This window comes from Rahnella variigena (genome assembly GCF_003610915.1).
GTDB lineage: Bacteria > Pseudomonadota > Gammaproteobacteria > Enterobacterales > Enterobacteriaceae > Rahnella > Rahnella variigena.
In genome coordinates this window covers 809,383-835,301 of the sequence record NZ_NSDJ01000001.1, presented here as the reverse complement: position 1 = coordinate 835,301, position 25,919 = coordinate 809,383, and the positions used below count along the sequence as shown (strand labels likewise).

General features: G+C 49.8%; 25 protein-coding genes. 18 read left to right on the top strand and 7 right to left on the bottom strand.

What is annotated here, in order from left to right; translation table 11 throughout:
• Nucleotides 1–60: 60 nt before the first annotated feature.
• Nucleotides 61–492, bottom strand: coding sequence for a rhodanese-like domain-containing protein (locus CKQ54_RS03860; protein ID WP_015699203.1), 432 nt, complete (start codon nucleotides 490–492; stop codon nucleotides 61–63).
• 304 nt (nucleotides 493–796) lie between these two features.
• Here CKQ54_RS03860 and gpmM point away from each other — a divergent pair, with 304 nt between their 5' ends.
• The 6 genes from gpmM (at nucleotide 797) to CKQ54_RS03830 (ending at nucleotide 8,499) form a co-directional block, all read left to right on the top strand.
• A complete protein-coding gene (gene gpmM, locus CKQ54_RS03855; protein ID WP_120163797.1) occupies nucleotides 797–2,341 on the top strand; it encodes a 2,3-bisphosphoglycerate-independent phosphoglycerate mutase in 1,545 nt (514 codons plus the stop codon).
• Between the two features lie 172 nt (nucleotides 2,342–2,513).
• On the top strand, nucleotides 2,514–3,779 hold the full coding sequence (envC, locus tag CKQ54_RS03850; RefSeq protein WP_244220250.1) for a murein hydrolase activator EnvC: 1,266 nt from the start codon (nucleotides 2,514–2,516) through the stop codon (nucleotides 3,777–3,779).
• A 2-nt stretch (nucleotides 3,780–3,781) separates the two neighbouring features.
• Nucleotides 3,782–4,714 (top strand): divergent polysaccharide deacetylase family protein, encoded by a 933-nt coding sequence (locus tag CKQ54_RS03845; RefSeq protein ID WP_120163799.1) that lies wholly within the window; start codon nucleotides 3,782–3,784, stop codon nucleotides 4,712–4,714.
• A gap of 180 nt (nucleotides 4,715–4,894) precedes the next feature.
• Nucleotides 4,895–6,118, top strand: a complete 1,224-nt coding sequence (locus CKQ54_RS03840; RefSeq protein ID WP_120163800.1) for a glycosyltransferase — start codon at nucleotides 4,895–4,897, stop codon at nucleotides 6,116–6,118.
• A gap of 2 nt (nucleotides 6,119–6,120) precedes the next feature.
• Nucleotides 6,121–7,050 carry a hypothetical protein gene (locus CKQ54_RS03835; protein ID WP_120163801.1) on the top strand — a complete coding sequence of 310 codons (930 nt, stop codon included), beginning with the start codon at nucleotides 6,121–6,123 and terminating at the stop codon, nucleotides 7,048–7,050.
• 85 nt (nucleotides 7,051–7,135) lie between these two features.
• A protein-coding gene (locus tag CKQ54_RS03830; RefSeq protein ID WP_120349673.1) for an IS3 family transposase occupies nucleotides 7,136–8,499 on the top strand; the annotation gives its coding sequence in 2 pieces (ribosomal slippage) (nucleotides 7,136–7,625 and nucleotides 7,625–8,499; 1,365 coding nt in all).
• Between the two features lie 68 nt (nucleotides 8,500–8,567).
• On the opposite strand, the gene tdh is transcribed toward CKQ54_RS03830, so the two are convergent.
• On the bottom strand, nucleotides 8,568–9,590 hold the full coding sequence (tdh, locus tag CKQ54_RS03825; RefSeq protein ID WP_112289325.1) for an L-threonine 3-dehydrogenase: 1,023 nt from the start codon (nucleotides 9,588–9,590) through the stop codon (nucleotides 8,568–8,570).
• 9 nt (nucleotides 9,591–9,599) lie between these two features.
• Nucleotides 9,600–10,796: a glycine C-acetyltransferase gene (gene kbl / locus CKQ54_RS03820; protein WP_120163703.1), complete on the bottom strand. Its 1,197-nt coding sequence runs from the start codon at nucleotides 10,794–10,796 to the stop codon at nucleotides 9,600–9,602.
• Nucleotides 10,797–11,037: 241 nt separating this feature from the next.
• On the opposite strand from kbl, the gene rfaD reads away from it, so the two are divergent.
• From rfaD to coaD, 12 genes are all read left to right on the top strand, one after another.
• Entirely contained in the window at nucleotides 11,038–11,970 is a 933-nt protein-coding gene (rfaD, locus tag CKQ54_RS03815; protein ID WP_112289323.1) for an ADP-glyceromanno-heptose 6-epimerase, read from the top strand.
• 30 nt (nucleotides 11,971–12,000) lie between these two features.
• On the top strand, nucleotides 12,001–13,050 hold the full coding sequence (gene rfaF / locus CKQ54_RS03810) for an ADP-heptose--LPS heptosyltransferase RfaF (RefSeq protein WP_120163702.1): 1,050 nt from the start codon (nucleotides 12,001–12,003) through the stop codon (nucleotides 13,048–13,050).
• Nucleotides 13,050–14,033: a lipopolysaccharide heptosyltransferase RfaC gene (gene rfaC / locus CKQ54_RS03805; RefSeq protein WP_120163701.1), complete on the top strand. Its 984-nt coding sequence runs from the start codon at nucleotides 13,050–13,052 to the stop codon at nucleotides 14,031–14,033. The genes rfaF and rfaC overlap by 1 nt, the downstream gene beginning before the upstream one ends.
• 2 nt (nucleotides 14,034–14,035) lie before the next feature.
• Entirely contained in the window at nucleotides 14,036–15,133 is a 1,098-nt protein-coding gene (locus CKQ54_RS03800) for a glycosyltransferase family 9 protein (protein ID WP_120163700.1), read from the top strand.
• Complete coding sequence (locus tag CKQ54_RS03795) at nucleotides 15,126–16,127, top strand: glycosyltransferase family 8 protein (protein WP_120163699.1); 1,002 nt, start codon at nucleotides 15,126–15,128, stop codon at nucleotides 16,125–16,127. Before CKQ54_RS03800 ends, CKQ54_RS03795 begins: the two co-directional genes overlap by 8 nt.
• Nucleotides 16,120–17,403: an O-antigen ligase family protein gene (locus tag CKQ54_RS03790; RefSeq protein WP_120163698.1), complete on the top strand. Its 1,284-nt coding sequence runs from the start codon at nucleotides 16,120–16,122 to the stop codon at nucleotides 17,401–17,403. Before CKQ54_RS03795 ends, CKQ54_RS03790 begins: the two co-directional genes overlap by 8 nt.
• A 69-nt stretch (nucleotides 17,404–17,472) precedes the next feature.
• Nucleotides 17,473–18,480, top strand: a complete 1,008-nt coding sequence (locus CKQ54_RS03785; RefSeq protein ID WP_120163697.1) for a glycosyltransferase — start codon at nucleotides 17,473–17,475, stop codon at nucleotides 18,478–18,480.
• Between the two features lie 160 nt (nucleotides 18,481–18,640).
• Nucleotides 18,641–19,723, top strand: a complete 1,083-nt coding sequence (rfaQ, locus tag CKQ54_RS03780) for a putative lipopolysaccharide heptosyltransferase III (protein ID WP_120163696.1) — start codon at nucleotides 18,641–18,643, stop codon at nucleotides 19,721–19,723.
• Nucleotides 19,716–20,864 carry a glycosyltransferase family 4 protein gene (locus CKQ54_RS03775; protein WP_120163695.1) on the top strand — a complete coding sequence of 383 codons (1,149 nt, stop codon included), beginning with the start codon at nucleotides 19,716–19,718 and terminating at the stop codon, nucleotides 20,862–20,864. The genes rfaQ and CKQ54_RS03775 overlap by 8 nt, the downstream gene beginning before the upstream one ends.
• A gap of 120 nt (nucleotides 20,865–20,984) precedes the next feature.
• Nucleotides 20,985–22,259 carry a lipid IV(A) 3-deoxy-D-manno-octulosonic acid transferase gene (gene waaA / locus CKQ54_RS03770; protein ID WP_120163694.1) on the top strand — a complete coding sequence of 425 codons (1,275 nt, stop codon included), beginning with the start codon at nucleotides 20,985–20,987 and terminating at the stop codon, nucleotides 22,257–22,259.
• Nucleotides 22,259–23,026 (top strand): glycosyltransferase family 2 protein, encoded by a 768-nt coding sequence (locus tag CKQ54_RS03765; RefSeq protein WP_120163693.1) that lies wholly within the window; start codon nucleotides 22,259–22,261, stop codon nucleotides 23,024–23,026. The genes waaA and CKQ54_RS03765 overlap by 1 nt, the downstream gene beginning before the upstream one ends.
• A 6-nt stretch (nucleotides 23,027–23,032) precedes the next feature.
• Nucleotides 23,033–23,515, top strand: coding sequence for a pantetheine-phosphate adenylyltransferase (coaD, locus tag CKQ54_RS03760; protein WP_120163692.1), 483 nt, complete (start codon nucleotides 23,033–23,035; stop codon nucleotides 23,513–23,515).
• Between the two features lie 8 nt (nucleotides 23,516–23,523).
• Here coaD and mutM read toward each other — a convergent pair whose 3' ends face one another.
• From mutM to radC, 4 genes are all read right to left on the bottom strand, one after another.
• Nucleotides 23,524–24,333, bottom strand: a complete 810-nt coding sequence (gene mutM / locus CKQ54_RS03755; protein ID WP_120163691.1) for a bifunctional DNA-formamidopyrimidine glycosylase/DNA-(apurinic or apyrimidinic site) lyase — start codon at nucleotides 24,331–24,333, stop codon at nucleotides 23,524–23,526.
• 142 nt (nucleotides 24,334–24,475) lie between these two features.
• Nucleotides 24,476–24,643 carry a 50S ribosomal protein L33 gene (gene rpmG / locus CKQ54_RS03750; RefSeq protein WP_004392084.1) on the bottom strand — a complete coding sequence of 56 codons (168 nt, stop codon included), beginning with the start codon at nucleotides 24,641–24,643 and terminating at the stop codon, nucleotides 24,476–24,478.
• Between the two features lie 11 nt (nucleotides 24,644–24,654).
• A complete protein-coding gene (gene rpmB, locus CKQ54_RS03745; RefSeq protein WP_004931195.1) occupies nucleotides 24,655–24,891 on the bottom strand; it encodes a 50S ribosomal protein L28 in 237 nt (78 codons plus the stop codon).
• Nucleotides 24,892–25,156: 265 nt separating this feature from the next.
• Nucleotides 25,157–25,837, bottom strand: coding sequence for a RadC family protein (radC, locus tag CKQ54_RS03735; protein ID WP_120163690.1), 681 nt, complete (start codon nucleotides 25,835–25,837; stop codon nucleotides 25,157–25,159).
• Nucleotides 25,838–25,919: the final 82 nt, after the last annotated feature.

Sequence of the window (25,919 nt, the reverse complement as noted above, 5' to 3'; positions counted from 1 at the left end):
ACCTCAGAGTCGTAGAATTTAATGCCGTAGCGGTTATCTGAACGTCTTATTTACCGCGAATCATTTACCGCGAACTAAAGGCAGGTTTTCACCGCTCCAGCCGCTGATGCCTTCTTTGAGTGTGAACACACGCTCAAAACCAGCAGCAATCAGGCCTTCAGCCGCAGTACGGGAAGTTTGTCCGGTGGCACATACCACGATTACTGGCTGTGCTTTGTGTTTGGTCAGTTCACCCAGATTGTTGTTTTTGATGTCAGCAGACAACACATTCTGTGATTCAGCGATGTGGCCTTTGCGGAATTCTTCACGCGCGCGAACATCGACAACGATGGCATCTTCTTTATTAATCAGGCGTGTTGCTTCGCCACGGGTGATCTCTTTCACTTTAGAGAAACGTGTTTTAAAGGTGGTCACAATTACTGCAATCAGTAACGCAACCCACGCCAGGCTGAGAACCGGATGCGCACTGATGAACGGCATAATATCTTGCATGGGGTGTAACAACTCCCGTCAGTTGGGGGAAAATTCAAGGCTTCAGAGTATACCTGCGCGCCGGAGCAAATACAGCCAGTAAGCGCGGGCGAATGCCACAATCTGCGGCACGTCTCGGAAAATTAACACGCCTTTATGCTGAAAGTTAACCCTCACCTCACCTCATCTTTGATCTCCTCCGGCTATTCACTTCCTGCACTGGGGTAAAATCAGCCGGCTTAAATGCCTTTAGTCGCGCCTGTTTATCCCGTTTCAGCGGGCGAGCCTATTGAGCATTTCATCTTTTAAACTGAGGTCAATTGACATGTCGAGCAACAAAAAACCGATGGTTCTGGTGATTCTGGACGGCTATGGACATCGCGAAGAGCAACAAGATAACGCGATTCTGAACGCCAAAACGCCGGTGATGGATAATCTGTGGGCCACTCATCCTCACACACTTATCGCAGCCTCCGGACTGGACGTCGGTCTGCCCGACGGTCAGATGGGCAACTCCGAAGTCGGCCATGTCAATTTAGGTGCGGGCCGCATCGTGTATCAGGATCTCACCCGTCTGGACAAAGAAATCAAAGAAGGCGACTTCTTTAATAATAGCGTACTGACCGGTGCGGTTGATCGTGCCATTGCCGCAGGCAAAGCGGTTCACATTATGGGTCTGTTGTCTGCGGGCGGCGTTCACAGTCACGAAGACCACATTATGGCGATGGTGGAACTGGCGCACCGTCGTGGCGCGAAAGCCATTTATCTGCACGCCTTCCTCGATGGCCGTGATACACCGCCGCGCAGCGCTGAAGCTGCACTGAAACGCTTCTCTGAGAAATTCGCACAAATCGGTACTGGCCGTATCGCATCTATCGTAGGCCGCTATTACGCGATGGACCGCGATAACCGCTGGGATCGCGTACAACTGGCTTACGATTTGATGTCACAGGCAAAAGGCGCGTTCACTGCCGATAATGCACTGACTGGCCTGCAGGCCGCTTATGCCCGTGATGAAAATGATGAATTCGTGAAGCCAACCGTATTGCAGGCAGCAGGCGAAGAATCCGCGGCCATCAATGACGGCGATGCACTGATCTTCATGAACTTCCGCGCAGACCGGGCCCGCGAAATCACCCGCGCCTTTATCAGTCCGGACTTCGATGGTTTTGCCCGCGAAAAAGTCATCAACTTCGGCGATTTCATCATGCTGACCGAATATGCCGCGGACATCAACGCCGCCTGCGCCTATCCGCCAGCATCACTGAAAAATACCCTTGGCGAGTGGCTGATGGCACATGGCAAAACGCAGCTGCGTATTTCCGAAACTGAGAAATATGCACACGTTACCTTCTTCTTTAACGGCGGCATGGAAGACTCGTTTGAAGGCGAAGACCGCATTCTGGTGAAATCCCCGAACGTGGCGACTTATGACCTGCAACCGGAAATGAGTTCGGCTGAACTGACGGAAAAACTGCTTGGCGCAATTGCCAGCGGCAAATATGACACCATCATTTGTAACTACCCGAATGGCGATATGGTCGGTCATACCGGCGTTTACGACGCCGCGGTGAGCGCCGTTGAAGCACTGGATAATTGTGTTGCTCAGGTTGTGGATGCCGTGAAAGCAGCCGGTGGCCAGTTGCTGATCACCGCCGACCACGGTAACGCAGAACAAATGCGCGACCCGGCGACCGGTCAGGCACACACCGCGCACACCAGTCTGCCGGTGCCATTAATCTACATTGGCGGAAACGCAGAAGCGGTTGAAGGCGGTAAATTGTCTGATATCGCACCAACAATGCTTTCACTGATGGGCATGGAAATTCCGGCAGAAATGAGCGGCAAACCGCTGTTTATCGCACGCTAATTTCTCTTAAAGCTCTGTTACAAAGGCGTACTGACACCCGTTGGTACGCCTTTTTTGTTTGTGCATCAGCCGGTTGATTAGTGTTACGATACGAGAAGGGACAGCCATATTGTCTATCATCCACGGTCGACAAGCGGAAAAAAGTTTGAGCAAATTCATTCATTTCAGCCTGATGAGAACCCGCCTTTCCGCTCAGGACAAGGCCGTATCTGCCTTCCCATCTTCAGCCTTATTACTTTGTGCTTCTTTACTCTCTCTTTCCGTGAGTGTGCATGCTGACGACAATAAAGATCAGCTAAAAACCATTCAGCAAAATATCGCGGAAAAAGAAAAAAGCGTTAAGCAGCAGAAACAACAGCGCGGCACTTTATTGCAGCAATTGCAGGCGCAGGAAAAAACCATTGCCTCCGCCAGCAGCCAGCTACGCGGAACTCAGTCAACCCTCGCCACACTCAGTAAAGACATTGCCGGGCTTAACGCCTCTATCGATAAGTTGCAAAAACAGCAAAAGACGCAGGAAGAGATCCTGGCAAAACAGCTCGATGCTGCCTTCCGTATCGGTCAGCATAAAGGCTTGCAACTGCTGCTCAGCGGCGAAGAGAGCGAACGTAATGAGCGGATCCTGGCGTATTTCGGCTATCTGAATACCGAACGACAGAAAACCATCGAAGAGCTGAAACAAACCCGCACCACGCTGGCTGAACAGCGTGTTTCTTTGCAATCAAAGCAAACACAACAAAAAAGCCTGCTGAGTGAACAACAATCACAGCAACAAAAACTCGAACAGGCGCGTGCCGCCCGTAAGCAAACGCTCACGGCGCTGGAATCCTCATTGCAAAAAGATGAGCAGAGCCTGACGGAGCTGCGCGCCAACGAATCCAGCCTGCAAAACAAAATTGCCGCCGCTGAACGTGCCGCCAAAGCCCGTGCGGAAAAAGAAGCGCGGGAAGCCGCCGCCGTGCGAGCGAAAGAACAGCAAGCGAAGAAAAAAGGTTCAACCTATAAACCGACCCAAAGCGAACAGTCACTGATGGCCCGAACCGGCGGTCTGGGACGCCCGTCTGGTCAAAATATGTGGCCGGTTAACGGTTCGTTGATACATCGTTTCGGCGAACAGCTACAGGGTGAACTACGCTGGAAAGGCATTGTCATTTCAGCACGTGAGGGCAGTGATGTACGGGCTATTGCCGACGGACGCGTCATTCTGGCGGACTGGTTACAGGGCTACGGGCTGGTTGTGGTTATCGACCACGGTAAAGGCGATATGAGTCTTTACGGTTACAACCAGGATGCGCTGGTCAGCGTTGGCGATCAGGTGAGAACCGGTCAGGCCATTGCTAAAGTTGGGAACAGCGGCGGACAGGGCCAGCCATCGCTGTATTTTGAAATTCGTCGTCAGGGCCAGGCAGTAAATCCACAGCCGTGGTTGGGAAGATAGCATTGCGATATAAAAAGTCCGTTTTAGCTGCCCTTTGTGGTACTGCGTTTTTCGTTTGTCAGGTTCAGGCAGCGAAATTATCCATCCTGATTGATGACTTTGGTTATCGCCAGCATGAGGAAAACCAGGTACTTCAGATGCCAAAAGCGGTATCCGTTGCGATTTTCCCTAATGCGCCAGATTCGCAGATGATGATGAACAAGGCACATCAGCAGGGCCGTGAAATATTGATCCACCTGCCGATGGCGCCGCTCAGCAAACAACCGCTGGAAAAAGATACGCTGACACCTTCGATGAGTGCCGCAGAAGTGAAGCGTATTGTCGATCAGGCCATCAGCAATATCCCGTATGCGATTGGTATCAACAATCATATGGGCAGCGCCATGACCTCCAGCTTGACCGGCATGGAAAACGTCATGCAGGCCATGAATGCTCACAACTTATTCTTCCTCGACAGTATGACCATCGGCAATACCAAATCGGTTCAGGCCGCTCAGGGAACCCGGGTGAAAGTGATTAAGCGCAACGTCTTTTTAGATGATGTGCAGAACGAAGCGGAAATCCGCCATCAGTTTGAACGGGCTATTCAGCTCGCCCGCAAGAACGGTTATGCCATCGCCATCGGCCATCCCCATCCGACCACGGTGAAAGTGCTGCAACAAATGCTGCCGAATTTGCCTTCCGATATCGTTCTGGTGCGGCCAAGCGATCTGCTCAACGAACCCCAGCGCAACGCCCCGGCGGGGAAAGCGACCGGTATCACGGCGTCCAAACCATCACGCAAAGGCATCAGCATCTGCCGCGTGAAACAACCGGTTCCGCAAGTGTATGCCGACAGCATGTTTAGAGTGCTGGGCGAAAGCCTGTCTGCATTGCCGGCAATACAGTTTGTTGAACGCCAATATCTAGCATGGACCACATTTCCTAAAAAATAGGATTCAGGGACATTGACTGGCGGCAGGTTCCCATTTTCGAAAAAATGGATTTGAAATATTCATACAACATATTGATATGAGTGATTTTAGTATCAGAATCAAATATGTAGAGCTTATAGAATTTGCCTCTTATAATGGGTAGCATATTTTTTTAACCGGGCTGAGCAAGGGCGCTATCCGATGGGACTAGATCGATCTAAAATTCTGCTGCTCGACAGCGGCAAAGAATGGGGAGGTGGCACCAACAGCATGTTGGAGTTGCTGAAAAGAATCGATCGTGAAAAGTTTGAAATCAGTTGCTGCTTTTACAATGACTACGCCCGGGATAACGGGGAAACCATTAGCCAGATATTGAACTCGCTCAATGTGCCGGTATTTTTCATTCCTCAGGTCAGACAACCCACCTGGGCAAAAATCAGCAAAGAAGTCCTGCGAACGCTGTTTTTCTTTAGCGGAAATTTACGCCAGAAAGCGATTTATTCTGTTGATAAAATCTGGCGTATAAACCCCAATATCCGCAAAATCCATTCCCTGCTTGAGCTCGGTCAGTTTGATATTTTATATATGAATAATCAGCCAAGTTCTAACGTGGAAGGCTATTATTCGACCGAAGGCTTACCGACAGAAATCGTGCAGCATTGCCGCATCGAACCGGTTCTGAACAAAGACGTCGTGGGCATTGTTAACCGTTTTTGCCACAGCATCATTTCTGTTTCTCAGGGGGTTCAGGAACAGTTGCTCAAACGTGGCGTGCGCAAAGAGCTGTGTTTTACCGTCTTCAACGGCATTGATATTAACCAGCCGTTACCTGATGGCATCAGGATCCGCGCAGAACTCGGCGCAACAGAAGATACTTTCATCTTTGGCAGTATCGGTTCTCTGATTAATCGTAAAGCCCACCACTTCACCCTGCTGGCACTCGATAAATTTAACCGTGCTTTCCCGGAAGCAAAATGGAAAATGGTCTTTGTCGGTGAAGGCCCGAATTTACGCCGCCTGATCCAGCAGGCTGCCGCACTGAATATGATGGATAAAGTCATCTTCACCGGTTTTCAAAGCAATCCTCTGGAATATCTGGCGGCTTTTGATGCCTTTATATTAGGCTCAAAAAGTGAAGGTTTACCGCGGGTGGTTCTGGAATCCATGTTACTGAAAACGCCGGTGATTGGATCCAATGTCACGGGGACTGCCGAACTGATTAAAAATGCAGAAACCGGAATGCTTTTCGAGTATGGCGATATTGAGATGCTCTTCAACCATATGAAAACGCTGTATCTCAACGCCCATTTGCGCAGTGAAATCGCTACGCAGGCAAATCTCACTGTCCGCGAAAAATTTGCGATTGAAAAATATGTCTCTGGCGTGGAAACCGTTTTGAGCAGCGTTAAAAAGAAACAAGGCTGAACATGTTCAAATTTCTAAACTCTAAATATCGTCATATTCTTTCACGCCACAATCTGCCTTATGCCGATACCGTCAAGGCAGGCGCGCCAAAGAATAATATCACCTCTGTCGTCGTTCCTTCCGCGGGTGCTGACTACATTGAAGAAGCCTGTTTATGCGCGGAATTTGCCGACAAATTCGCGACACAATTGCAGGAAATTGTCATTGTGACCGATCAGGATGCCAGCCTGTTCCGGCCTCTGCCTGAAAAAGTCCGCATCGTGACACTGAATCCCGAAACTAAATCCGGCGATTATCGCTATAAACAAATTTATCTCAGCCGTCTGATCAAACTGCTGGCGCCTTTGCAGGCTAAAACTGACGGCATTTTGATGATCGACTCTGATCTGAATCTGCTGAAAATGCCTGAAATTCAGCTGCATGAAAATCATATTTATTCGAGTTTCCGTCAGGGCAAAATGATTGCCAAACTCGGGGATTGTGACCCTGAAATTATTCCAGCGTATTACAAAGACAGCGTGCGGCCTTATATCGTTGACCACGTCAACGGCGCATTTTTAGCGGCGACGCGTAAAACCTGGGAACGTTTGTGCCCGTTGTGGATTATGTTTTTCAGAGATACCTGGAATATCCTGCCAGATAATCAGCCACCGACCGATCAGCTGCCCCTGGCGGCGATGCTCGACACTCTGGACATTAAAAGCGTGAATCTCGGCGACTGGATGAACTGGCCGGTCTCGAAGAAAATTGGCGGCACGCCGTCGGTGATTCCGAAAGAGGTCATTGGCGCGCACGGCGGTTTCCCGCTGACAGAATGGCAAAAGTATCTGGCCTCGCCAGACAATGAACTGCTGTTTAAAGGGCAGGATTACACCCGCAAAGTGCGATATCTGACGGATGCAGAGAAACAAAAGGCAGAACCGGAAGCCTGAACACTCCCGTTAGCCAGAAAAAAGCCCGCTGTTGTGGACTGCACCCCAAAAGTTGGACACCCAACTGAGTAAGGTGCAGTTTTTTATGGCGAAGCCAAAATATACCCTCGAAACCAGAATGGCTGTGGTCAGCCATTACCTCTACGGCAATGACGGGACACAACGGACCGCAGAACGTTTTGGTGTCGAAAGAACATCCGTTCGTCGCTGGGTCAGAGCCTGGCAATTACACGGTATTGATGGCATTACCTGGAAAAATGACCGCCATTCTCCGGCATTCCGGATTGCTGTTGTCCGGACTGTTCTCGGTGAAGAACTTTCAATGCGCGAAGCTGCCGCACGGTTTAATATCTCAAACGAGACCGTCGTCCGGCACTGGGTTAATGTCTACAAAGACGCTGGTGAGAATGGACTTCTGAGCATAAAACCCGGCCGGAGCAAAGGCATGACAAAACCCAAAAAAGCATCCCCACTTACCGATGAGGCGCTGGAAAAGTTATCTCCCGAAGAGCTGCGGGCTGAGCTCCGTTACCTGCGTGCAGAGAATGCCTACCTAAAAAAGCTAAAGGCCTTAGTTCAAAGCGAGAAAAACGGCAAAAAGCCGCAATAATCAGTGAACTAAGGCGTAATTATGCGCTTAGTGACCTTCTGCGTGCAGCGGGGATGTCCCGCAGTACGTGGTATCACAATGTGAACGCGCTGAAGCGAGTGGACAGGCATGCCGGACTGAAAGACAAAATCAGAGAGATATACCACCATCATAAAGGGCGTTATGGTTACCGCAGGATCACGCTCTCACTGAGAAAGCAGGGGCTGCTGGTGAACCATAAAACAGTACAGCGGCTGATGGCAGAGGTGTCGCTCCGGTCGCTTATCAGGGTGAAGAAATATCGCGCCTGGAAAGGGGAAGCGGGCAAGGCAGCCTCCAACATCCTGAGTCGGGACTTCAGTGCATCAAAAGCCAACGAAAAGTGGGTTACGGATGTTACAGAGTTCTCGATACAGGGTAAAAAGTTGTACCTGTCACCGGTTCTCGATCTTTTTAACCGGGAAATCATCTCATACAGCCTGTCGGAAAGACCGGTGATGGAAATGGTGAATACCATGCTGCGTGATGCGTTCGCAAAGCTCAGTCCAGAAGATGCCCCGTTGTTGCACTCGGATCAGGGTTGGCAGTATCGAATGGCAGCCTATCAGGCAAAATTAAAGGCAGAGGGCATAACGCAAAGTATGTCGCGTAAAGGAAACTGCCTGGATAATGCTGTAATGGAGAACTTCTTCGGTACGCTGAAATCGGAGTGTTTTTACCTGAGCCAGTTCGGGAGTCTCAGGGAACTGAGGGAGGCGATAGAGGGATATATCCATTACTACAACAACGAAAGAATAAGCCTGAAATTAAAAGGGTTGAGTCCGGTAGAATACCGAACCCAGGCCCTGAAAGCCGCTTAACATGAACTGTCCAACTTTATGGGGTCAGTCCAGTTGAGCGGGCTTTTTCATCTCTGCGAAAAATCAGATCACCAGTTAAGAATGACCTTTCCGGAATGACCGGAGCGCATCGCATCAAACCCTTTCTGGAATTCATCAATCGGGAAATGGTGAGTGATTAACGGAGTGAGATCCAGCCCGGACTGAATGAGCGCCGCCATTTTGTACCAGGTTTCAAACATTTCCCGGCCATAGATCCCCTTGATAAACAGCCCCTTGAAAATCACCTGATTCCAGTCAATGGCCATTTCTGCAGAAGGAATGCCGAGCATGGCAATCCGCCCGCCGTGATTCATCGCACTGAGCATGCTGCGAAATGCTGCCGGTGCGCCGGACATTTCCAGCCCGACATCAAACCCTTCCGTCATCCCCAGTTCTTCCATGACGTCCGGCAGGCTTTGCTGACTGACATTGACCGCCCGCGTTACACCCATTTTGCGCGCAAGTTCGAGCCGGTATTCGTTCATGTCAGTGATCACAACATGACGCGCGCCAACGTGTTTGCAGATAGCGGCAGCCATGATACCAATCGGACCCGCGCCGCTTATCAGGACATCTTCCCCGACTAAATCAAAAGACAGCGCGGTATGAACTGCGTTGCCCAATGGGTCGAAAATGGCCGCCAGATCGTCAGAAATATTGTCCGGGATTTTGAACGCATTGAACGCCGGTAAAACAAGATATTCCGCAAAGGCACCGGGACGATTTACCCCGACGCCCTGCGCATTGCGGCATAAGTGCGTGCGCCCGCCGCGGCAGTTGCGGCAATGCCCGCAGGTGATATGACCTTCGCCGGAAACACGGTCGCCGATGCTGAAGCCTTTAACTTCCTGCCCGATCCCGACGACTTCGCCGACGTATTCATGGCCGACCACCATCGGCACCGGAATGGTTTTTTGCGACCATGCATCCCAGTTATAAATATGCACATCGGTGCCACAGATGGCTGTTTTGCGGATTTTGATCAGCAAATCGTTATGGCCCATTTCAGGCACCGGCGCATCCGTCATCCAGATGCCTTCCTCACGTTTGAGTTTTGCTAAGGCTTTCATGGAAACTCCTCAGGCGATCACGCCAAGCTTTTTGCCAATACGGGTAAAGGCTTCAACCGCCTTTTCGATTTGTTCAATGCTGTGCGCCGCAGACATCTGGGTACGGATACGCGCCTGGCCTTGCGGCACGACCGGATAAAAGAAACCGGTGACATAAATACCTTCCCGTTGCAAAAGCGCGGCAAATTCTTGCGCTAAACGGGCTTCGCCCAGCATCACAGGAATGATGGCGTGATCGGCCCCTGCCAACGTGAAACCGGCTGCTGTCATTTTTTCACGGAACATTTTTGAATTGCTGAGCAGGCGCTCACGCAGTTCGCTGCCTTCTTCCAGCATGGAGAGCACTTTCAGCGAGGCAGAGACAATCGACGGTGCCAGTGAATTGGAGAAAAGATAAGGACGTGAACGCTGACGTAACCAGTCGATGACTTCCTGACGGGCTGCGGTATAACCACCGGAAGCTCCGCCCAGCGCTTTACCGAGCGTTCCGGTGATGATGTCTACCCGCCCCATCACGTCACAATATTCATGAGTACCGCGCCCTTCGGCACCGACAAAACCGACAGCATGGGAATCATCGACCATCACCAGCGCGTCAAATCGTTCTGCCAGATCGCAGACACCTTTCAGGTTAGCAATCACACCATCCATGGAAAATACACCGTCGGTAGCGACCAGAATATGCCGGGCACCGTCGTCTTTCGCCTGCTGCAAACGGGCTTCAAGTTCGTCCATATTATTGTTGGCATAGCGGTAGCGTTTCGCTTTGCACAACCGGACGCCGTCGATGATTGATGCGTGATTCAGCGCATCCGAAATGATGGCGTCTTCTTCGCCCAGCAGCGTTTCGAATAATCCGCCGTTGGCATCAAAACAGGAGGAATAAAGGATCGCGTCGTCCATACCGAGAAAATCGGCCAGGCGGTGTTCGAGTTCTTTATGGGCATCTTGTGTACCGCAGATAAAACGCACCGACGCCATGCCAAAACCGTGGCTGTCGAGCCCTTCTTTAGCGGCCCTGATGAGCTCCGGATGGTTAGCTAATCCGAGATAGTTGTTCGCGCAGAAATTGATGACCGGCTTGCCACCCGCGACAGAGACTTCAGCCTGCTGAGGCGTGGTGAGTATACGTTCTTCTTTAAACAGTCCTTCAACCCGCGCCTGATCGAGCTGGTCTTCCAACTGCCGATAAAACGAAACAGACATACAGTATTCTCCTGAAATGACTCATTCACGGAATACATTACTAATCTGAATACGAAATAACGATGGAACCGCTCACAATATCTTTGTTTTGCAGCATAGTTCACGCCTTACGGTCTGAAACACAAGAATGCGTGTTATCGGACACCTTCCCAATGTGAGCTTCATAATGAAGTGTTATGATATTACCCAATTACAGGCGGCGCATGGTGCGCGGTTCTTAAAATGATTAAAGGTGGATCCCATGATAATCGTCACTGGCGGCGCTGGTTTTATCGGCAGCAATATTATTAAATCGCTCAATGATATGGGATACCGCGATATTCTGGTGGTCGATAACCTGAAAGACGGCACCAAATTCGTCAATCTGGTTGATCTGGATATTGCGGATTATTGTGATAAAGAAGATTTCATCGCCAGTATCGTTGCAGGCGATGATTTAGGTGATATTGACGCCATTTTCCACGAAGGCGCCTGTTCGTCCACCACCGAGTGGGACGGAAAGTACATGATGGACAACAACTATCAGTACTCTAAAGATATCCTGCATTATTGTCTGGATCGCAGTATTCCTTTCCTTTACGCCTCTTCCGCGGCGACTTACGGCAGCCAGAGCACCAGCTTTGTTGAAGATCGTAAATATGAGCAGCCACTGAACGTCTATGGCTATTCTAAATTCCTTTTTGACCAGTATGTTCGCGAAATTCTGCCACACGCAGAATCTCAGATTTGTGGTTTTCGTTACTTCAACGTTTACGGACCACGCGAAGGCCATAAAGGCAGCATGGCCAGCGTCGCGTTCCACCTGAACAACCAGATCAACGCCGGCGAGAACCCGAAATTGTTCTCCGGCAGCGAAGGCTTCAAACGCGATTTCATCTACGTGGGCGATGTGGCTGCGGTGAACCTGTGGTTCTGGCAGAACGGCGTTTCCGGTATTTTCAACTGCGGTACCGGTCGTTCAGAATCCTTCCAGGCGGTGGCAGACGCGGTCGTGGCGTACCACAAATCTGGCGATATCGAATACATTCCTTTCCCGGAAAAATTGAAAGGCCGTTATCAGTCCTTCACTCAGGCCGATATGACCGCGCTGCGTAATGCCGGTTATGACAAACCCTTCAAAACGGTTGCTGAAGGCGTGACGGAATACATGAGCTGGCTTAACCGCACAGTTTAAGCCCTGCACATTGAGGAATGGATTAACGGTATGAAAATACTGGTAATTGGGCCGTCATGGGTCGGTGACATGATGATGTCTCAAAGTCTCTACCGCACCCTGAAAGCTGCGCACCCGCAAGCACAAATTGACGTGATGGCACCTGCATGGTGCCGTCCCTTGCTCGACCGGATGCCGGAAGTGAATCAGGCGCTGGCGATGCCATTGGGTCATGGCGCACTGGAACTTGGCGAGCGTCGTCGTCTGGGCGTTTCATTGCGCGATACGCATTATGACCGCGCTTATGTCTTGCCTAACTCTTTTAAATCAGCGCTGGTTCCGTTCTTTGCGCGCATTCCTCAGCGCACTGGCTGGCGTGGCGAAATGCGCTATGGCTTGCTCAATGATTTACGGGTCCTCGATAAAGCCGCATTTCCGCTGATGGTTCAGCGCTACGCGGCGCTCGGCTACGAAGCCGGAAAAATCAAAACTGCGGCCGACCTTCCACAACCCATTCTGTGGCCAAAACTGCAGGTCACTGGAGCCGAAATCGCGGCCGTCAAAATCGCCTTTGCTGTCGATAATTCACGTCCGTTGATTGGCTTTTGTCCGGGTGCTGAATTCGGCCCGGCCAAACGCTGGCCGCATTATCACTACGCCGTACTGGCTGAAAAACTGATCAGCGAAGGCTATCAGGTCGTGCTGTTTGGTTCGGCAAAAGACAATGCCGCCGGAGAGCAAATCCGTCTGGCACTGAATGAAAGTGCTCAAGCTTTCTGCCTGAATCTTGCGGGTAAAACTTCTCTGGATCAGGCTGTGGTGATGATCGCGGCCTGCCAGGCTGTGGTCAGCAATGATTCTGGTCTGATGCATGTCGCTGCTGCACTGGATAAACCGCTGGTGGCACTCTACGGGCCGAGCAGCCCGGACTTCACCCCGCCACTCAGCCATCAGGCGAAAGTTATCCGCCTGATCACCGGCTACCATAAAGTCCGCAAAGGCGATGCCGAAGAAGGCTATCACCAGAGTCTGATTGATATTCAACCTGAGCAGGTTTATCAGGAATTAAACCAGTTACTGAGCGCAAGGAAGGAGATTTAATGCGGGTTCTCATTGTCAAAACCTCGTCCATGGGCGACGTTCTGCATACGCTTCCTGCATTAACGGATGCCATGCAGGCTATTCCCGGGATCCGCTTTGACTGGGTTGTGGAAGAAGGTTTCACTCAGATCCCCGGCTGGCATCCGGCCGTCGATCGCGTTATTCCGGTGGCGATTCGCCGCTGGCGCAAAAACTGGTTTGGCTCTGAAACCCGGCAGCAACGCTGTGATTTCAAACGCGAAGTGCAATCCACCCTCTATGACGCCATCATTGACGCTCAGGGATTAATCAAAAGTGCAGCGCTAATCACCCGTGTTGCCAAAGGTGAAAAACACGGGCAAGACTGCAAAAGTGCCCGTGAACCTTTCGCCAGCTGGTTCTACAATCAGCGCCACGAAATTGATAAAAAACAGCATGCAGTGGAGCGCACCAGAGAACTGTTTGCTAAAAGTCTCGGCTATGTAAAACCTGCGACCCAGGGCGACTACGCCATTGCGGCGCGCTTCCTTTCACATTTGCCTGACGATGCCGGTCAGTATCTGGTCTTTCTCCATGCGACCACCCGTGCAGAAAAACACTGGCCGGAAGAAAAGTGGCGTGAACTGATCGGGATGTTGAGTACTGCCAATCTTCGCATCAAACTGCCGTGGGGCGCTGAGCATGAATATCAGCGTGCGTTGCGCCTGGCTGAAGGGTTTCCTTACGTTGAAGTCTTGCCTAAATTGAGTCTCGAGAAAGTGGCTGAGGTGTTAGCCGGTGCGCAAGCCGTGATTTCAGTGGATACCGGACTCAGCCATCTGACTGCGGCGCTGGATCGCCCGAATATCACCCTCTACGGTCCGACCGATCCGGGTTTGATTGGCGGATACGGGAAGAATCAGTGTGTCCTGAAAGCAGAAAACAACTCGCTGGAGGCTCTGCCGGCGGAACGCGTTTTTGAGCAACTCAACGATGTTATTTCTGCCAGTAAGGAAATGAACTGACCATGAGCTATGTAATTATTTTCATTTTGCTGTGGCCATTCAAAATGCTGATGAAACCTTTTCATCAGGGCAAAGGACGCAATCTCGTCATCCAGACCGCCAAAATTGGCGATTTTGTTAACATCACGCCGTTACTCAAACATCTGAAAAAATCGGACGTGTTAATCAGTAAAACGGTGCTGCCACTGGCCGGGCGCGATACAACGATTGAGTCGATCTTCCTGATTGAAGAACACAAGAAGTCTCTCTTCAGTAAAATCCGTCTGGCGTTCAGGCTCCTCAACCGCTATGACAATGTCTATCTGCTGCAACCTAACAGCATTAATGCTTTCTACGCTGCATTTTGTAATGCGAAGCACAAAGCCTTTTTAGAAACCTACGTGCGTAAGTGGTATCACCGGATTTTCTTTGCCACAGCTAACGTGGTTTGTCAGCACGGTAAGTATGACCTCGCTTTAGAAAACTACCTGAAACTGGCTGATCCCGCGCTGACGGCTGACAGTTACCACTCGCATGCCACGCTGCCGTTATGGATCCCGAAAACTCACTATCCTGTGCTGGATAAAACCGGTGAAATCAAAATTGGGATCAGTATTTCTGCGGGGAATCGTGCAAAAACCATCCCACGGGAAGTCTGGCAGCAGATCATACAAAATCTGTCGAATCTTGACTGTCAGTTCATCGTGTTCGGTCCGGCTAATGAACAGCCTTATCTGGATGCTTTACTTGAAATATTAAGTGAAGAGGAAAAATCACGCGTCGTGAGCCTAATCGGTCAGATGCCGTTAGAAGATGTGCCTTTTGCGCTAGGTCAACTTGATGCTTATATCGCCTCAGATTCAGGAAATGCCTATATAGCAGATTCACAAAAAACGCCTATCATCTGCTTTACCGGCCCATGTTGTAAGGAAGAACAGCGTCCGTTAGGTAAGGTGCTGTTTATTGAACCTGAAAACTTTGAACCTGCTTCGTTTGTTTTTGAAACCAGAACCCGTTTTAGCCTGACGCCGGAACAATTGTTTGCGCTGAACGAACATAAATTAAAAGCGATTCACGAGTTCATTACTGACAGCAGAGGTCAGGAGCGCCCTTATGGCTAATACCTTGCATCCATCAATTAAGAATAGGGAAGAGATTGTTAACTCTCTGGGAACTGAAAAAGATGTGGTGCATCTCTCTTTCGGTATCAATGACAGTTATGCTCGCGGAATGGGCATTGCTGTGTTCTCAGTTCTGGAAAACAACCCTGATCTGCGCTTTCATGTTCATTTATTCGGTACAACGCTCAGCAATGAGAGCATCAGCCGAATTATTGAGTTAGCGAAGATGTTTCCCCTTGCCGTCACCACCTATACCTTCAAAGATGAGGCTTTTCAGGGATTGCCGATGGTTGGCCGCTACACACACGCCATCTATTACCGGTTATTTATCCCGCTCATCCTCGCTGATATCACAGATAAAGTGATTTATCTGGATGCTGATACGCTATGTGTCGGTCAGTACAATGACCTGATCAAACTGGATATCAGTCAACACACGTTATGTGCAGTAAATGATGAAAAAAGGGCGCGAGCTAAACTTTGCCCGGTGCTAAAGCTGACTTCTGGTAATTATTTCAACTCCGGATTTCTTTATATCAATATCGAAAAATGGGTTGCCAGAGACACCACCAACCGGGTGATTAATGAGCTTCGCGAAAACGGGGATAAATTTAAATTCCCTGATCAGGAAGCCCTGAATGTCGTGCTGGAAAACGAAATCCTGCTACTGCCTAAAGAATATAATTATATCGTCGATATCATTTACAAACGCGTAGGCCATGAGAAAGCCCTTCCTGCCGGTGTGATCCTGATTCATTACACCGGAAAATGTAAACCCTGGCATTCGTGGGGTGGAAGCAAAGTGGCTGATCTCTATTACTCCTATTATGAGCGCTCCCCATGGAGAGGCATTTCGCTCGACATGCCAGTAAGTTATAAAGAAATGAAACGCTATGCTCGTGTCCTGTGGTTTAAAGGAGACTACTTAAGTAGCGTGAAATGGATGGCTAAGTATATGAACACAAAAGTATTCAGGAAAAGAACACATGATTAACCCTTGGTTATCAGCAATCAAAAAATCGTCATTTGACGATAAGCTTGCTGCACTGTTTTTCTTATTCACCACCATCTCGATTTCTTTTTTTATGCTGTCCGGAGAAGTCACCCGAAACTTTTTCTATATCACGACATATATCGCAGTTATCTATTTCGTATACATCACGTTTAAAAAAGATAAAAAAGTCCATTTTTACGTTTTTTCATGGATTGTATTACTGCTCGGTGTTAGCAAAGTATTGTGGGTCGCATTGACGACCAATGAACAGTATCCGCTGATTGCTCACCATTATCAGATAAGCGGCAAGCGACTTATCCTGGCGGCCTTTATTCTTTATGCTATAGAGCATAATTTGCACAGATGGAAGATATCGACAGTGACTGTCCGCACGGGAATTGCGATCATGACATTGTTATTTATGATTATCTCCGTCATGCATATCGCGGTTTACCTGAAAACGGGCGAGCGTATCCGAATTAACTCTGATGCACCGACTTCCGGTGCTTATACGTTTACTATTTTCTCGTTACTGGTGATGTACAGCCTGAAATTTCATGGACTAAAACATTACAGGCTTTTTTGTCTGGTGATCATGACCATGACATTTGGCGTTCTGGCAGCAACAGAAACCCGATCAGCGGCAATCCTGTTTACCTTTATTAGCGTCTGTAGTGTGCTCTATGATTTCGCGAAGAGTTCACATACATCAAAAATGATTTATGGCTTCGCCATTGCAGGGCTAATCATTTCTGCTCTTTTATCCGGCCATCCGTATTACAACAAAATCGTCACCCGGATCGATAATCTGCAGAATGAAGTCGCCTCTTACGATGCCGGAGACCGTAATACTTCCGTAGGCGCCCGTTTCTCAATGTGGCGCGCGGGTATCGATGCTTTTGAACATCATCCGTTCGGACAGTCAGCAGACAGCCGGAATGCGCTTGCGACAGCCTTCATTAATCAACATGAAGGGGGAAATCCGGAAGCCTTACGTAATCTGCCATTCCATTTGCACAATGACATCATTGACACCTTGTCATTACAGGGCATTTTTGGCGGGATTATTATGGTGTTGTTCTTCGCCGTATTATTGTTATATCCCTTTAAACTCGTCCCTAAAGGCTACGAATTCCTGCTGCTTTCAGTACCGGTCATTTATTTCAGTCAGGGCGATTCTCAGTTCTATAATCGCGAGACGCCGTATTTTGTCGTTCTGATAGTGGGGTATCTGCTGATGTTGCGGATGAAGACCCCTTCAGTCTCTGAAAAATAATGATTTTACGTGCCGGGCACTGCGCCCGGCGCGGTTGCCAGCACTCCTTATTCGTGGAAATTATGTGTCATGACCCTAACAACACCATCCGAAACCATTAAGCTCAGCGCGATCATCCCTATGTACAACGCAGGGGCGATGTTCCGAAATTTTATGGATTCACTCGTCGCGCAAACGCTGGATAGCCTCGAGATTATCATTGTTAACGACGGCTCTACGGACGGGTCAGAGCAGACAGCACAAGAGTACGCCGCAAAATATCCCCATATTCAGGTTATTACCCAGGAAAACGGCGGGGTTTCTCGGGCGCGTAATGCCGGTCTGGATATTGCCCGGGGCAAGTATGTAACCTTTCCGGATGCCGATGACATCATCTCTCCGGATATGTACAAAACGTTGATAGAGATGTGTGAGCAGGATGATCTGGATGCCGCTCAGTGCAATGGTGAACGCTATTTTGTCGGCTCAGAAAAAGTAAAAACGCTCATTCCTGAGGACCGTTTAACCTCAACGGGTGTACTGGATGGGCCGTTGTGGTTGAAAACGGCGCTGGCGACTAACCGGTATTTGCATGTTGTCTGGCTTGGCGTCTATCGTCTCGAATTGATTAGAAAACAGGGACTGTATTTTGAACCTGGTTTACACCATCAGGATATTCCCTGGACGACCGAATTCATGTTCAATGCCCGCCGCGTGAGATACACCCAAACGATCCTATACCGCTACTACATTCACGGTCAGTCAATCAGTAATCAAAAACGCACTGGGATGAAGAACGTTGAATATCAAAGACATTATCTGAAAATTGCCAAAATGCTTGATGAGCTGAATGAGCAATATAAAGACCGGATAAAAATTTATGCTGAGTTTCCACGGCAGGTCACACGTGAAGCGCTGACGGTATGCCACTCAGTTCGTCGTGAGCCTGATCCTGCGGCTCAAAAAGCCATGATTGAAGATATTTATACCTCCGGCACACGTAAGATAATGCTCCGTAATGCCCGCGGCCCGAAGCAATGGTGGCAACTATTATTGTGGCTAAAGCGCCTGCATAACTTACGCAAAAAACTCGCCTGAGGCCTTTAAGAAAGAGATGATTTCCTTACCCACATAATTCCTTTATAACTATTTCCTAAACGAAGTTATTTACCTTTCTATATCAGGCAGATAAATAACTTCACAGCATAGGATTCTTCACCTAAAATCTATTCACTATATTCTAATATCAGATAATAGAATGCCTAACTCAGAAGCCAAGTACGCAGCCTTTATCCCCAGACGAATTTTGCTGGTGAAACTCCGTCATCACGGAGATATGGTGCTCACAACACCAGTGATAAACAGACTGCGCCAGCATTATCCTGATGCTGAAATTGATGTGCTTCTCTATAAAGAAACCCGCCCTATTCTGAGCGAACATCCGTCGCTTTCCCATATTCATGTCATTGACAGAACTTGGAAAAAGCAAGGCATCCGCTATCAGTTACAGCAAGAATATCAGCTGCTGAAAGCCGTTCGCGCACGCCATTATGATCTGGTGATCAACCTGGCTGATCAGTGGCGCAGTGCGCTACTTTCGTTGTTTTCCGGAGCAAAAGTCCGGCTGGGTTTTGACTATAAAAAACGCCGTTCTCCGGTCTGGCGGGCTGGCCATACAGAGTTAGTGACGACTGAAAATCACAGTATTTTGCATACCGTTGAACAAAATATGTCGATTTTATCTCCGCTTGGGATCCCGGTGGAGAATGCCCAAACCTCGATGCATTATTCAGAAAGTGACAAGGCTTTTTGCCAGCAGTTGCTTCTCAAACATCATGTCACCGGCGGATACATCGTGATTCAGCCGACCTCACGCTGGACGTTCAAATGCTGGGATGATGATAAATTTGCCAGCGTCATTGATGGCCTCGCAGATACAGGGCTGACGATTGTCATGACCGCGGGTCCTGATAAAAAAGAACGGGACATGGTGCGTAAAATCCAGGATCTCACTCACAATCCTCAGGTTATTTCTGTTGCCGGGCAGTTGTCGCTGACGCAACTGGCCGCCATGATTGACGGTGCAAAACTTTTTATCGGTGTTGATTCCGCGCCGATGCACATGGCAGCGGCCCTGAATACTCCCTGCGTGGCTTTGTTCGGCCCGACAAAAATGCAGCACTGGCGCCCCTGGGGCAATAACAATACAACTCTCTGGGCCGGAGATTACGCTCCGCTGCCCGCGCCGGATTCTATCGACACAAAAACCCAACAGCGTTATTTGCATGCTATTCCGGTCAGCGATGTTATTGATGCCGCCAGGAGTTATCTGCATGAGTGATTCTGCTGATCAGACAAAAAATATTCGTTTAGCGATCGTCAGACAAAAGTATCGCCCGGATGGCGGTGCAGAGCGTTTTATATCCCGAGCGCTGGAAGCCCTGAACGATCAGAATATCGACCTGAACATCATCACCCGTCAGTGGGAAGGCAAGCCTAATCCGAAATGGAAAATTCATATTTGTAACCCGGCAAAATACGGTCGCGTTTCAAGGGAAAAAGGCTTTGCCGCAGCCGCGCAGCAATGCTGGAAGCAGGAACATTTCGATATAGTCCAAAGTCATGAGCGCATCCCGGGTTGCGATATTTTCCGTGCAGGAGACGGCGCACATCGCGTCTGGCTGGAACAAAGGGCACGCGTCATTTCCCCTTTTCAGCGTTTCCTTACGCAAATCAGTCCCTACCACCGCTATGTTCTGCAAGCCGAAGAAGCGATGTTCCATTCGCCGGAATTGAAAAAAATCATCTGTAATTCTGAGATGGTAAAACGCGACATCATGCGTTGTTACGGGGTCGATGAGAGCCGGTTCGAGGTTATTTATAATGCTATCGACTCGCAAAAGTTTATTCCTGCAACTGACGAGCAACGCAATGCCTCGCGCGAAACACTTTCTATCCCTGCCGGCGCTGTTGCCCTGATTTATGTGGGTTCAGGCTTCGAGCGTAAGGGGCTTAAACCCGCGATAGAAGCCATTGCCGCCAGTGACCGCTATCTCATCGTTGTCGGACAGGATAAAGACCAGAAGAAGTATGAATCTCTGGCGAAGCAGGCAGGATGTCTGGAAAGAGTCCGTTTCGCCGGCGTACAAAACAATGTTATCCCGTTCTATCACGCAGCTGATGGAATGATTTTACCGACGTTGTATGACCCGTTTCCTAACGTCATTCTTGAAGCGATGGCCTGCGGCCTTCCGGTGATCACCAGCCAGACATGTGGCGGTGCTGAATTCATCAGGGAAGGACATGAAGGGTTTGTTTGTGATGCGCTGGATGTGGCAAAACTCACTGAATTCGTGAAGAAAATTCCTTCCCGAAGGGAAAATGCTGAGATGGGAAATGCGGCCAGAGAGCGTATTCTCCCCTATAGCCCAAAAAACCTTTCACAACAATTAGTTGCACTTTATTACTCGTTGCTGGCCTGATGCCATTCGCGCTGACATGATGAGTCGATCACACTTATCTGGTAACATGTGCCCATCTATCCGCCGGGACTATTTTCGCTATATGAAATTGACTTTCCCTTATGCAACGCCTGATAAAAGATGAATATTTTTTATAATATAATCATATATTTAATTCAGCCATTGATTTGGATCCGTTTACTGTTGCGCAGCCGGAAGTCTCCTGCATACCGTAAACGCTGGGCTGAACGTTATGGCTTCTGCAAAGGGAAGGTTGTGTCCGGTGGCATTATGCTGCATTCCGTTTCCGTGGGCGAAACACTGGCAGCCATTCCTTTAGTCCGCGCTTTACGTCATCGCTATCCTTCCTTGCCAATTACCGTCACGACAATGACCCCGACCGGCTCGGAGCGTGTTCAGTCGGCCTTTGGCAAAGGTGTGCATCACGTCTATCTGCCTTATGATCTGGCAGGATCGGTAAATCGTTTTCTTGATGAAGTAAACCCTAAGCTGGTGATCATCATGGAAACCGAGTTGTGGCCGAATCTGATCAGTGCCCTGCACCGTCGCCAGATCCCGCTGGTCATCGCCAATGCGCGCCTTTCAGCCCGTTCGGCAAAGGGATATCAGAAGCTGGGCAAATTCATTCGTACCATTTTGCAACGTATCACGCTGATTGCCGCGCAAAACCAGGAAGACGGTGAACGTTTCCTCTCCTTAGGCCTGAAACGAAATCAGCTCGCTGTCACCGGTAGCCTGAAATTCGATATCTCCGTGACACCTGAACTGGCGGCAAAAGCCATTGCGCTGCGCAGTCAATGGGCATCACGCCGTCAGGTCTGGATAGCTACCAGCACGCATGAGGGTGAAGAAACTCTGCTGCTGGAAGCACACAAAGAACTGCTGAAAGCGCATCCTAACTTGCTGCTGATTCTGGTTCCCCGCCATCCGGAACGTTTCCCGGTGGCCTGTGAACTGACGCGTAAAGCAGGACTCTCCTTCATTCAGCGCAGCTCCGGTGAAGTGCCATCCTCGACCACTCAGGTGGTGATCGGCGATACCATGGGCGAATTAATGCTGCTGTACGGCATTGCTGACCTGGCATTTGTCGGCGGCAGTCTGGTCGATCGCGGTGGTCATAACCCGCTTGAAGCCGCCGCACACGCCATCCCGGTACTGATGGGGCCGCACACCGTTAATTTCAAAGACATTTGCGCCAAGTTAGCTCAGGACGACGGTCTGATTACGGTGATGGATACGGCATCGCTGGTGAAAGAAATTTCGACCCTGCTGACTGACGAAGACTATCGTTTGTATTACGGGCGTCACGCCGTTGAAGTTCTGCATCAAAATCAGGGGGCATTACAACGCCTGCTGCATTTACTGGAGCCTTATCTGCCTGTCCGGAGTCATTAATGGCTGATAAAAAACGTTTATCTGTTGTACTGATTGCGCGTGATGAAGCCGGTTTGTTGCCGGAATGCCTTGAATCAGTTGCATGGGCGGATGAAATTATTCTGCTCGACTCCGGCAGCAAAGATGCAACTCAGGATGTCGCCCGCAGTTTTGGCGCAAAAGTATTTCAAAATACCGACTGGCCGGGGTTCGGCAAACAACGTCAGCTGGCGCAAAGCTATGCCAGCGGTGACTATATTTTGATGATCGATGCCGACGAGCGTGTAACGCCGGAATTGCGCCAGTCGATTGAAAATGTCCTGAAAACTCCGCAGGAAAACACCGTTTATAGCCTCGGGCGCAGTAATCTTTTTCTCGGAAGATTCATGCGCCACAGCGGATGGTATCCGGATCGCGTGAACCGGTTGTATCCTTCCACATTCAGTTATAACGACGATCTGGTTCATGAATCACTGAACACCGGGAGTGCTGCGGTCGTGCCATTGCAAGGCGATCTCCAGCATCTCACCTGTCGTGACCTTTTCGCTTTCCAGCGTAAACAGCTCAGTTATGCGCAGGCGTGGGCAGAACAACGTCATCAGCAAGGGCGTAAGTGCAGTTTCTTCTCGGTTATTTCGCATACGCTGGGGGCATTCATGAAAACCTGGATCCTTCGCGCTGGCTTTCTGGATGGTAAGCAGGGGTTGATACTGGCAGGCGTCAATGCACAATATACCTTCAATAAGTATGCCGCCCTGTGGGCACTCAGCCATCAACTGCAAAAGTGAGCCGTCATGAGCACTAAGGCAATTTATCCCGGCACGTTCGACCCGATGACCAACGGGCATCTTGATATCGTCACCCGTGCGGCACTGATGTTTGACCATGTTATTCTTGCGATTGCGGCCAGCCCAGGCAAAAAACCGATGTTCTCGCTGGATGAGCGCGTGGCGCTGGCGACACAAGTGACGTCGCATCTGGATAATGTTGAAGTGATTGGATTCAGCGATCTGATGGCGAATTTTGCCAAAGCTCAGGGCGCTAACGTGCTGGTTCGTGGTTTACGCGCGGTGTCTGATTTTGAATATGAAATGCAGCTTGCGAACATGAACCGGCATTTACTGCCGACGCTGGAAAGCGTGTTCATGATGCCATCGAAAGAGTGGTCGTTTATTTCCTCTTCACTGGTCAAAGAAGTGGCACGACACGGTGGCGACATCGCGCCTTTCCTGCCACAGGTTATTACTCAGGCCCTGATGGAAAAAATCAGCGCCTGAATCGCTTATCAGCGCTGGCAGTTCGGGCAGAAAAACGTGGTGCGCTGAGCGTGTTTCTTACTCTCAATCGGCGTACCACATGCCCGGCAAAGCTCGCCAGCTCTTCCGTACACCTGTAATTCCTGCGCAAAATATCCCGGCTTTCCATCTGACTGTAAAAAGTCCTTCAGCGTCGTCCCGCCCTGTTCAATCGAACGCAACAGTACTGCTTTGATGGTTCTGACCAGCAACTCCGCTTCATCACGTTTGAGCGAGTGCGCGGGTCTGTCAGGTGAAATACCGGCAACAAACAAGGATTCGCTGGCGTAGATATTCCCCACGCCGACCACCAGTTTGTTGTCCATCAGCCAGGGTTTGATCGGTGATTTTTTCGTACGGCATTTCTCAAACAGATAATCTGCCGTGAAATTTTCGCTCAGCGGTTCAGGACCGAGATGCGCCAGGACATTGCTGGCCGCCAGATCAGAAGACCATAACCAGGCGCCAAAACGCCGCGGATCGGTATAACGCAACACGTGGCCGGTATCCATCACCAGATCAACGTGGTCATGTTTGCCCGGCTCAGTCTCTTCCGGCAACACGCGCAAACTGCCAGACATGCCCAGATGAATGATGATCCATCCGGTTTTCAGCTCGACCAGCAGATATTTAGCGCGACGCTGAACACTCAGAACAGGCTGATCGCTCAACGCTAAGATCTCCGCCGAGACAGGCCAGCGCAAACGCGGATTGCGTACGACAGCATGGAGTATCGTGTGACCTTTCAGATAGGGTTCAATCCCTCTGCGGCTGGTTTCAACCTCAGGTAATTCCGGCATTAATTTCTCCCTTAGCAGAATCGTGTTCAGAGTGTGTCGCAGACACCGACATCAGGCAAATAAAAGTCGCTGTGAATGGAAATCCCAAAATTCAGGCAATAAAAAACCCGGCCGGAGCCGGGTTTTTAGCAATCCACTAAAATTATTTAATTTTAGCTTCTTTGTAGATCACGTGTTGACGGACAACTGGATCGAATTTCTTCAGTTCCAATTTTTCCGGCTTAGTACGCTTGTTCTTCGTGGTGGTATAGAAGTGACCAGTACCAGCAGAAGAAACCAGCTTGATCTTCTCGCGAACACCTTTAGCCATGATGCAGTTCCTTAATACTTCTCACCGCGGGCACGCAGATCGGCCAAGACCGTCTCAATACCCTTCTTATCAATAACACGCATACCTTTAGCAGATACACGCAGAGTTACAAAGCGCTTCTCAGCCTCAACCCAAAAACGGTGGGAGTGCAGGTTCGGCAGAAAACGGCGTTTGGTCGCGTTCATTGCGTGGGAACGGTTGTTACCGCTCACCGGGCGCTTGCCAGTAACTTGGCAGACTCGGGACATGTCTATTCTCCAAAAATCAAATCAGCTCGAGCTTCGTATAGGGTATGGCCGCCTCGTCAGGCTTTTAGAGCCCATCTCAGCAAACTCCACTGAGAACCGACTCACTGTCGTCGGGTAAAAACCAATTCATCAGGTTAGAAACCTGCTGAGATAGGCTCTTATCGCCAAACCCAAGATTCTCAAAGGTGGCGTAGTATACGCTCTGTAGCGTAAGTGCTCAAGTCCCGAACAGCTAAAGATCCCAAAGGATCTTCAAAAAACAAGGCTAAATCCAACCACGCTCGGCAAAAGATACCGTTTCTCCGTGACCTACAACCAAATGGTCGAGGACACGAATCTCAAGCAGCTGGCACGCTCGAATAATCTGTTCAGTCACTTTTCTGTCCATCAGGCTGGGCTCAGCCCGACCGGATGGGTGATTATGCGCCAGAATTAGGGCTGCCGCATTAACCTTCATCGCACCACGAACAATTTCGCGGGGATACACTTCTACGTGCCCAATAGTACCAGCAAACATCTCCTCATGGCGAATAACGCGATGCTGGTTGTCGAGAAAAAGTACCAGAAACACCTCTCTTTCCCGGAAAACGAGCAAATTCTGCAAATATTCTCTGATAACCTCCGGGCTGAGCATCGCATTTTCAGCACTCAAATGACGCAAATAGGCGCGACGTGATAATTCGGAGACCGCGACCAGCTGGGAAAACTTGGCGACGCCCATCCCTTTCGTGCGGGCCATCGCGTCAAAATCGGCCATCAGTAACTGATGCAATGAACCGAATTCCTCCAGCAGGTTCTTTGCCAGTTCCATCACATGCAATCCCCGGCATCCGGTGCGCAGATAAATCGCCAGCAGCTCCTGATCCGTCAGCTCTTTTGCACCAAGTTGCAATAATTTCTCCCGCGGCGGCATCACGCCCGGCCAGGGCTCTTGTCGTTTCGTCATCCTGACTCCTTAATTGACCAGGATTGTGGCACAACGCCATAGCCGTCGTGATTTCCACCGGGTCAGCTTGCGAGACATTACG

Coding starts and splice junctions, on each gene's coding strand:
- CKQ54_RS03860 (WP_015699203.1), bottom strand. CDS start 492: ATGCAAGATATTATGCCGTTCATCAGTGCGCATCCGGTTCTCAGCCTG.
- gpmM (WP_120163797.1), top strand. CDS start 797: ATGTCGAGCAACAAAAAACCGATGGTTCTGGTGATTCTGGACGGCTAT.
- envC (WP_244220250.1), top strand. CDS start 2,514: ATGAGAACCCGCCTTTCCGCTCAGGACAAGGCCGTATCTGCCTTCCCA.
- CKQ54_RS03840 (WP_120163800.1), top strand. CDS start 4,895: ATGGGACTAGATCGATCTAAAATTCTGCTGCTCGACAGCGGCAAAGAA.
- CKQ54_RS03835 (WP_120163801.1), top strand. CDS start 6,121: ATGTTCAAATTTCTAAACTCTAAATATCGTCATATTCTTTCACGCCAC.
- tdh (WP_112289325.1), bottom strand. CDS start 9,590: ATGAAAGCCTTAGCAAAACTCAAACGTGAGGAAGGCATCTGGATGACG.
- kbl (WP_120163703.1), bottom strand. CDS start 10,796: ATGTCTGTTTCGTTTTATCGGCAGTTGGAAGACCAGCTCGATCAGGCG.
- rfaD (WP_112289323.1), top strand. CDS start 11,038: ATGATAATCGTCACTGGCGGCGCTGGTTTTATCGGCAGCAATATTATT.
- rfaF (WP_120163702.1), top strand. CDS start 12,001: ATGAAAATACTGGTAATTGGGCCGTCATGGGTCGGTGACATGATGATG.
- rfaC (WP_120163701.1), top strand. CDS start 13,050: ATGCGGGTTCTCATTGTCAAAACCTCGTCCATGGGCGACGTTCTGCAT.
- CKQ54_RS03800 (WP_120163700.1), top strand. CDS start 14,036: ATGAGCTATGTAATTATTTTCATTTTGCTGTGGCCATTCAAAATGCTG.
- CKQ54_RS03795 (WP_120163699.1), top strand. CDS start 15,126: ATGGCTAATACCTTGCATCCATCAATTAAGAATAGGGAAGAGATTGTT.
- CKQ54_RS03790 (WP_120163698.1), top strand. CDS start 16,120: ATGATTAACCCTTGGTTATCAGCAATCAAAAAATCGTCATTTGACGAT.
- CKQ54_RS03785 (WP_120163697.1), top strand. CDS start 17,473: ATGACCCTAACAACACCATCCGAAACCATTAAGCTCAGCGCGATCATC.
- rfaQ (WP_120163696.1), top strand. CDS start 18,641: ATGCCTAACTCAGAAGCCAAGTACGCAGCCTTTATCCCCAGACGAATT.
- CKQ54_RS03775 (WP_120163695.1), top strand. CDS start 19,716: ATGAGTGATTCTGCTGATCAGACAAAAAATATTCGTTTAGCGATCGTC.
- waaA (WP_120163694.1), top strand. CDS start 20,985: ATGAATATTTTTTATAATATAATCATATATTTAATTCAGCCATTGATT.
- CKQ54_RS03765 (WP_120163693.1), top strand. CDS start 22,259: ATGGCTGATAAAAAACGTTTATCTGTTGTACTGATTGCGCGTGATGAA.
- coaD (WP_120163692.1), top strand. CDS start 23,033: ATGAGCACTAAGGCAATTTATCCCGGCACGTTCGACCCGATGACCAAC.
- mutM (WP_120163691.1), bottom strand. CDS start 24,333: ATGCCGGAATTACCTGAGGTTGAAACCAGCCGCAGAGGGATTGAACCC.
- rpmG (WP_004392084.1), bottom strand. CDS start 24,643: ATGGCTAAAGGTGTTCGCGAGAAGATCAAGCTGGTTTCTTCTGCTGGT.
- rpmB (WP_004931195.1), bottom strand. CDS start 24,891: ATGTCCCGAGTCTGCCAAGTTACTGGCAAGCGCCCGGTGAGCGGTAAC.
- radC (WP_120163690.1), bottom strand. CDS start 25,837: ATGACGAAACGACAAGAGCCCTGGCCGGGCGTGATGCCGCCGCGGGAG.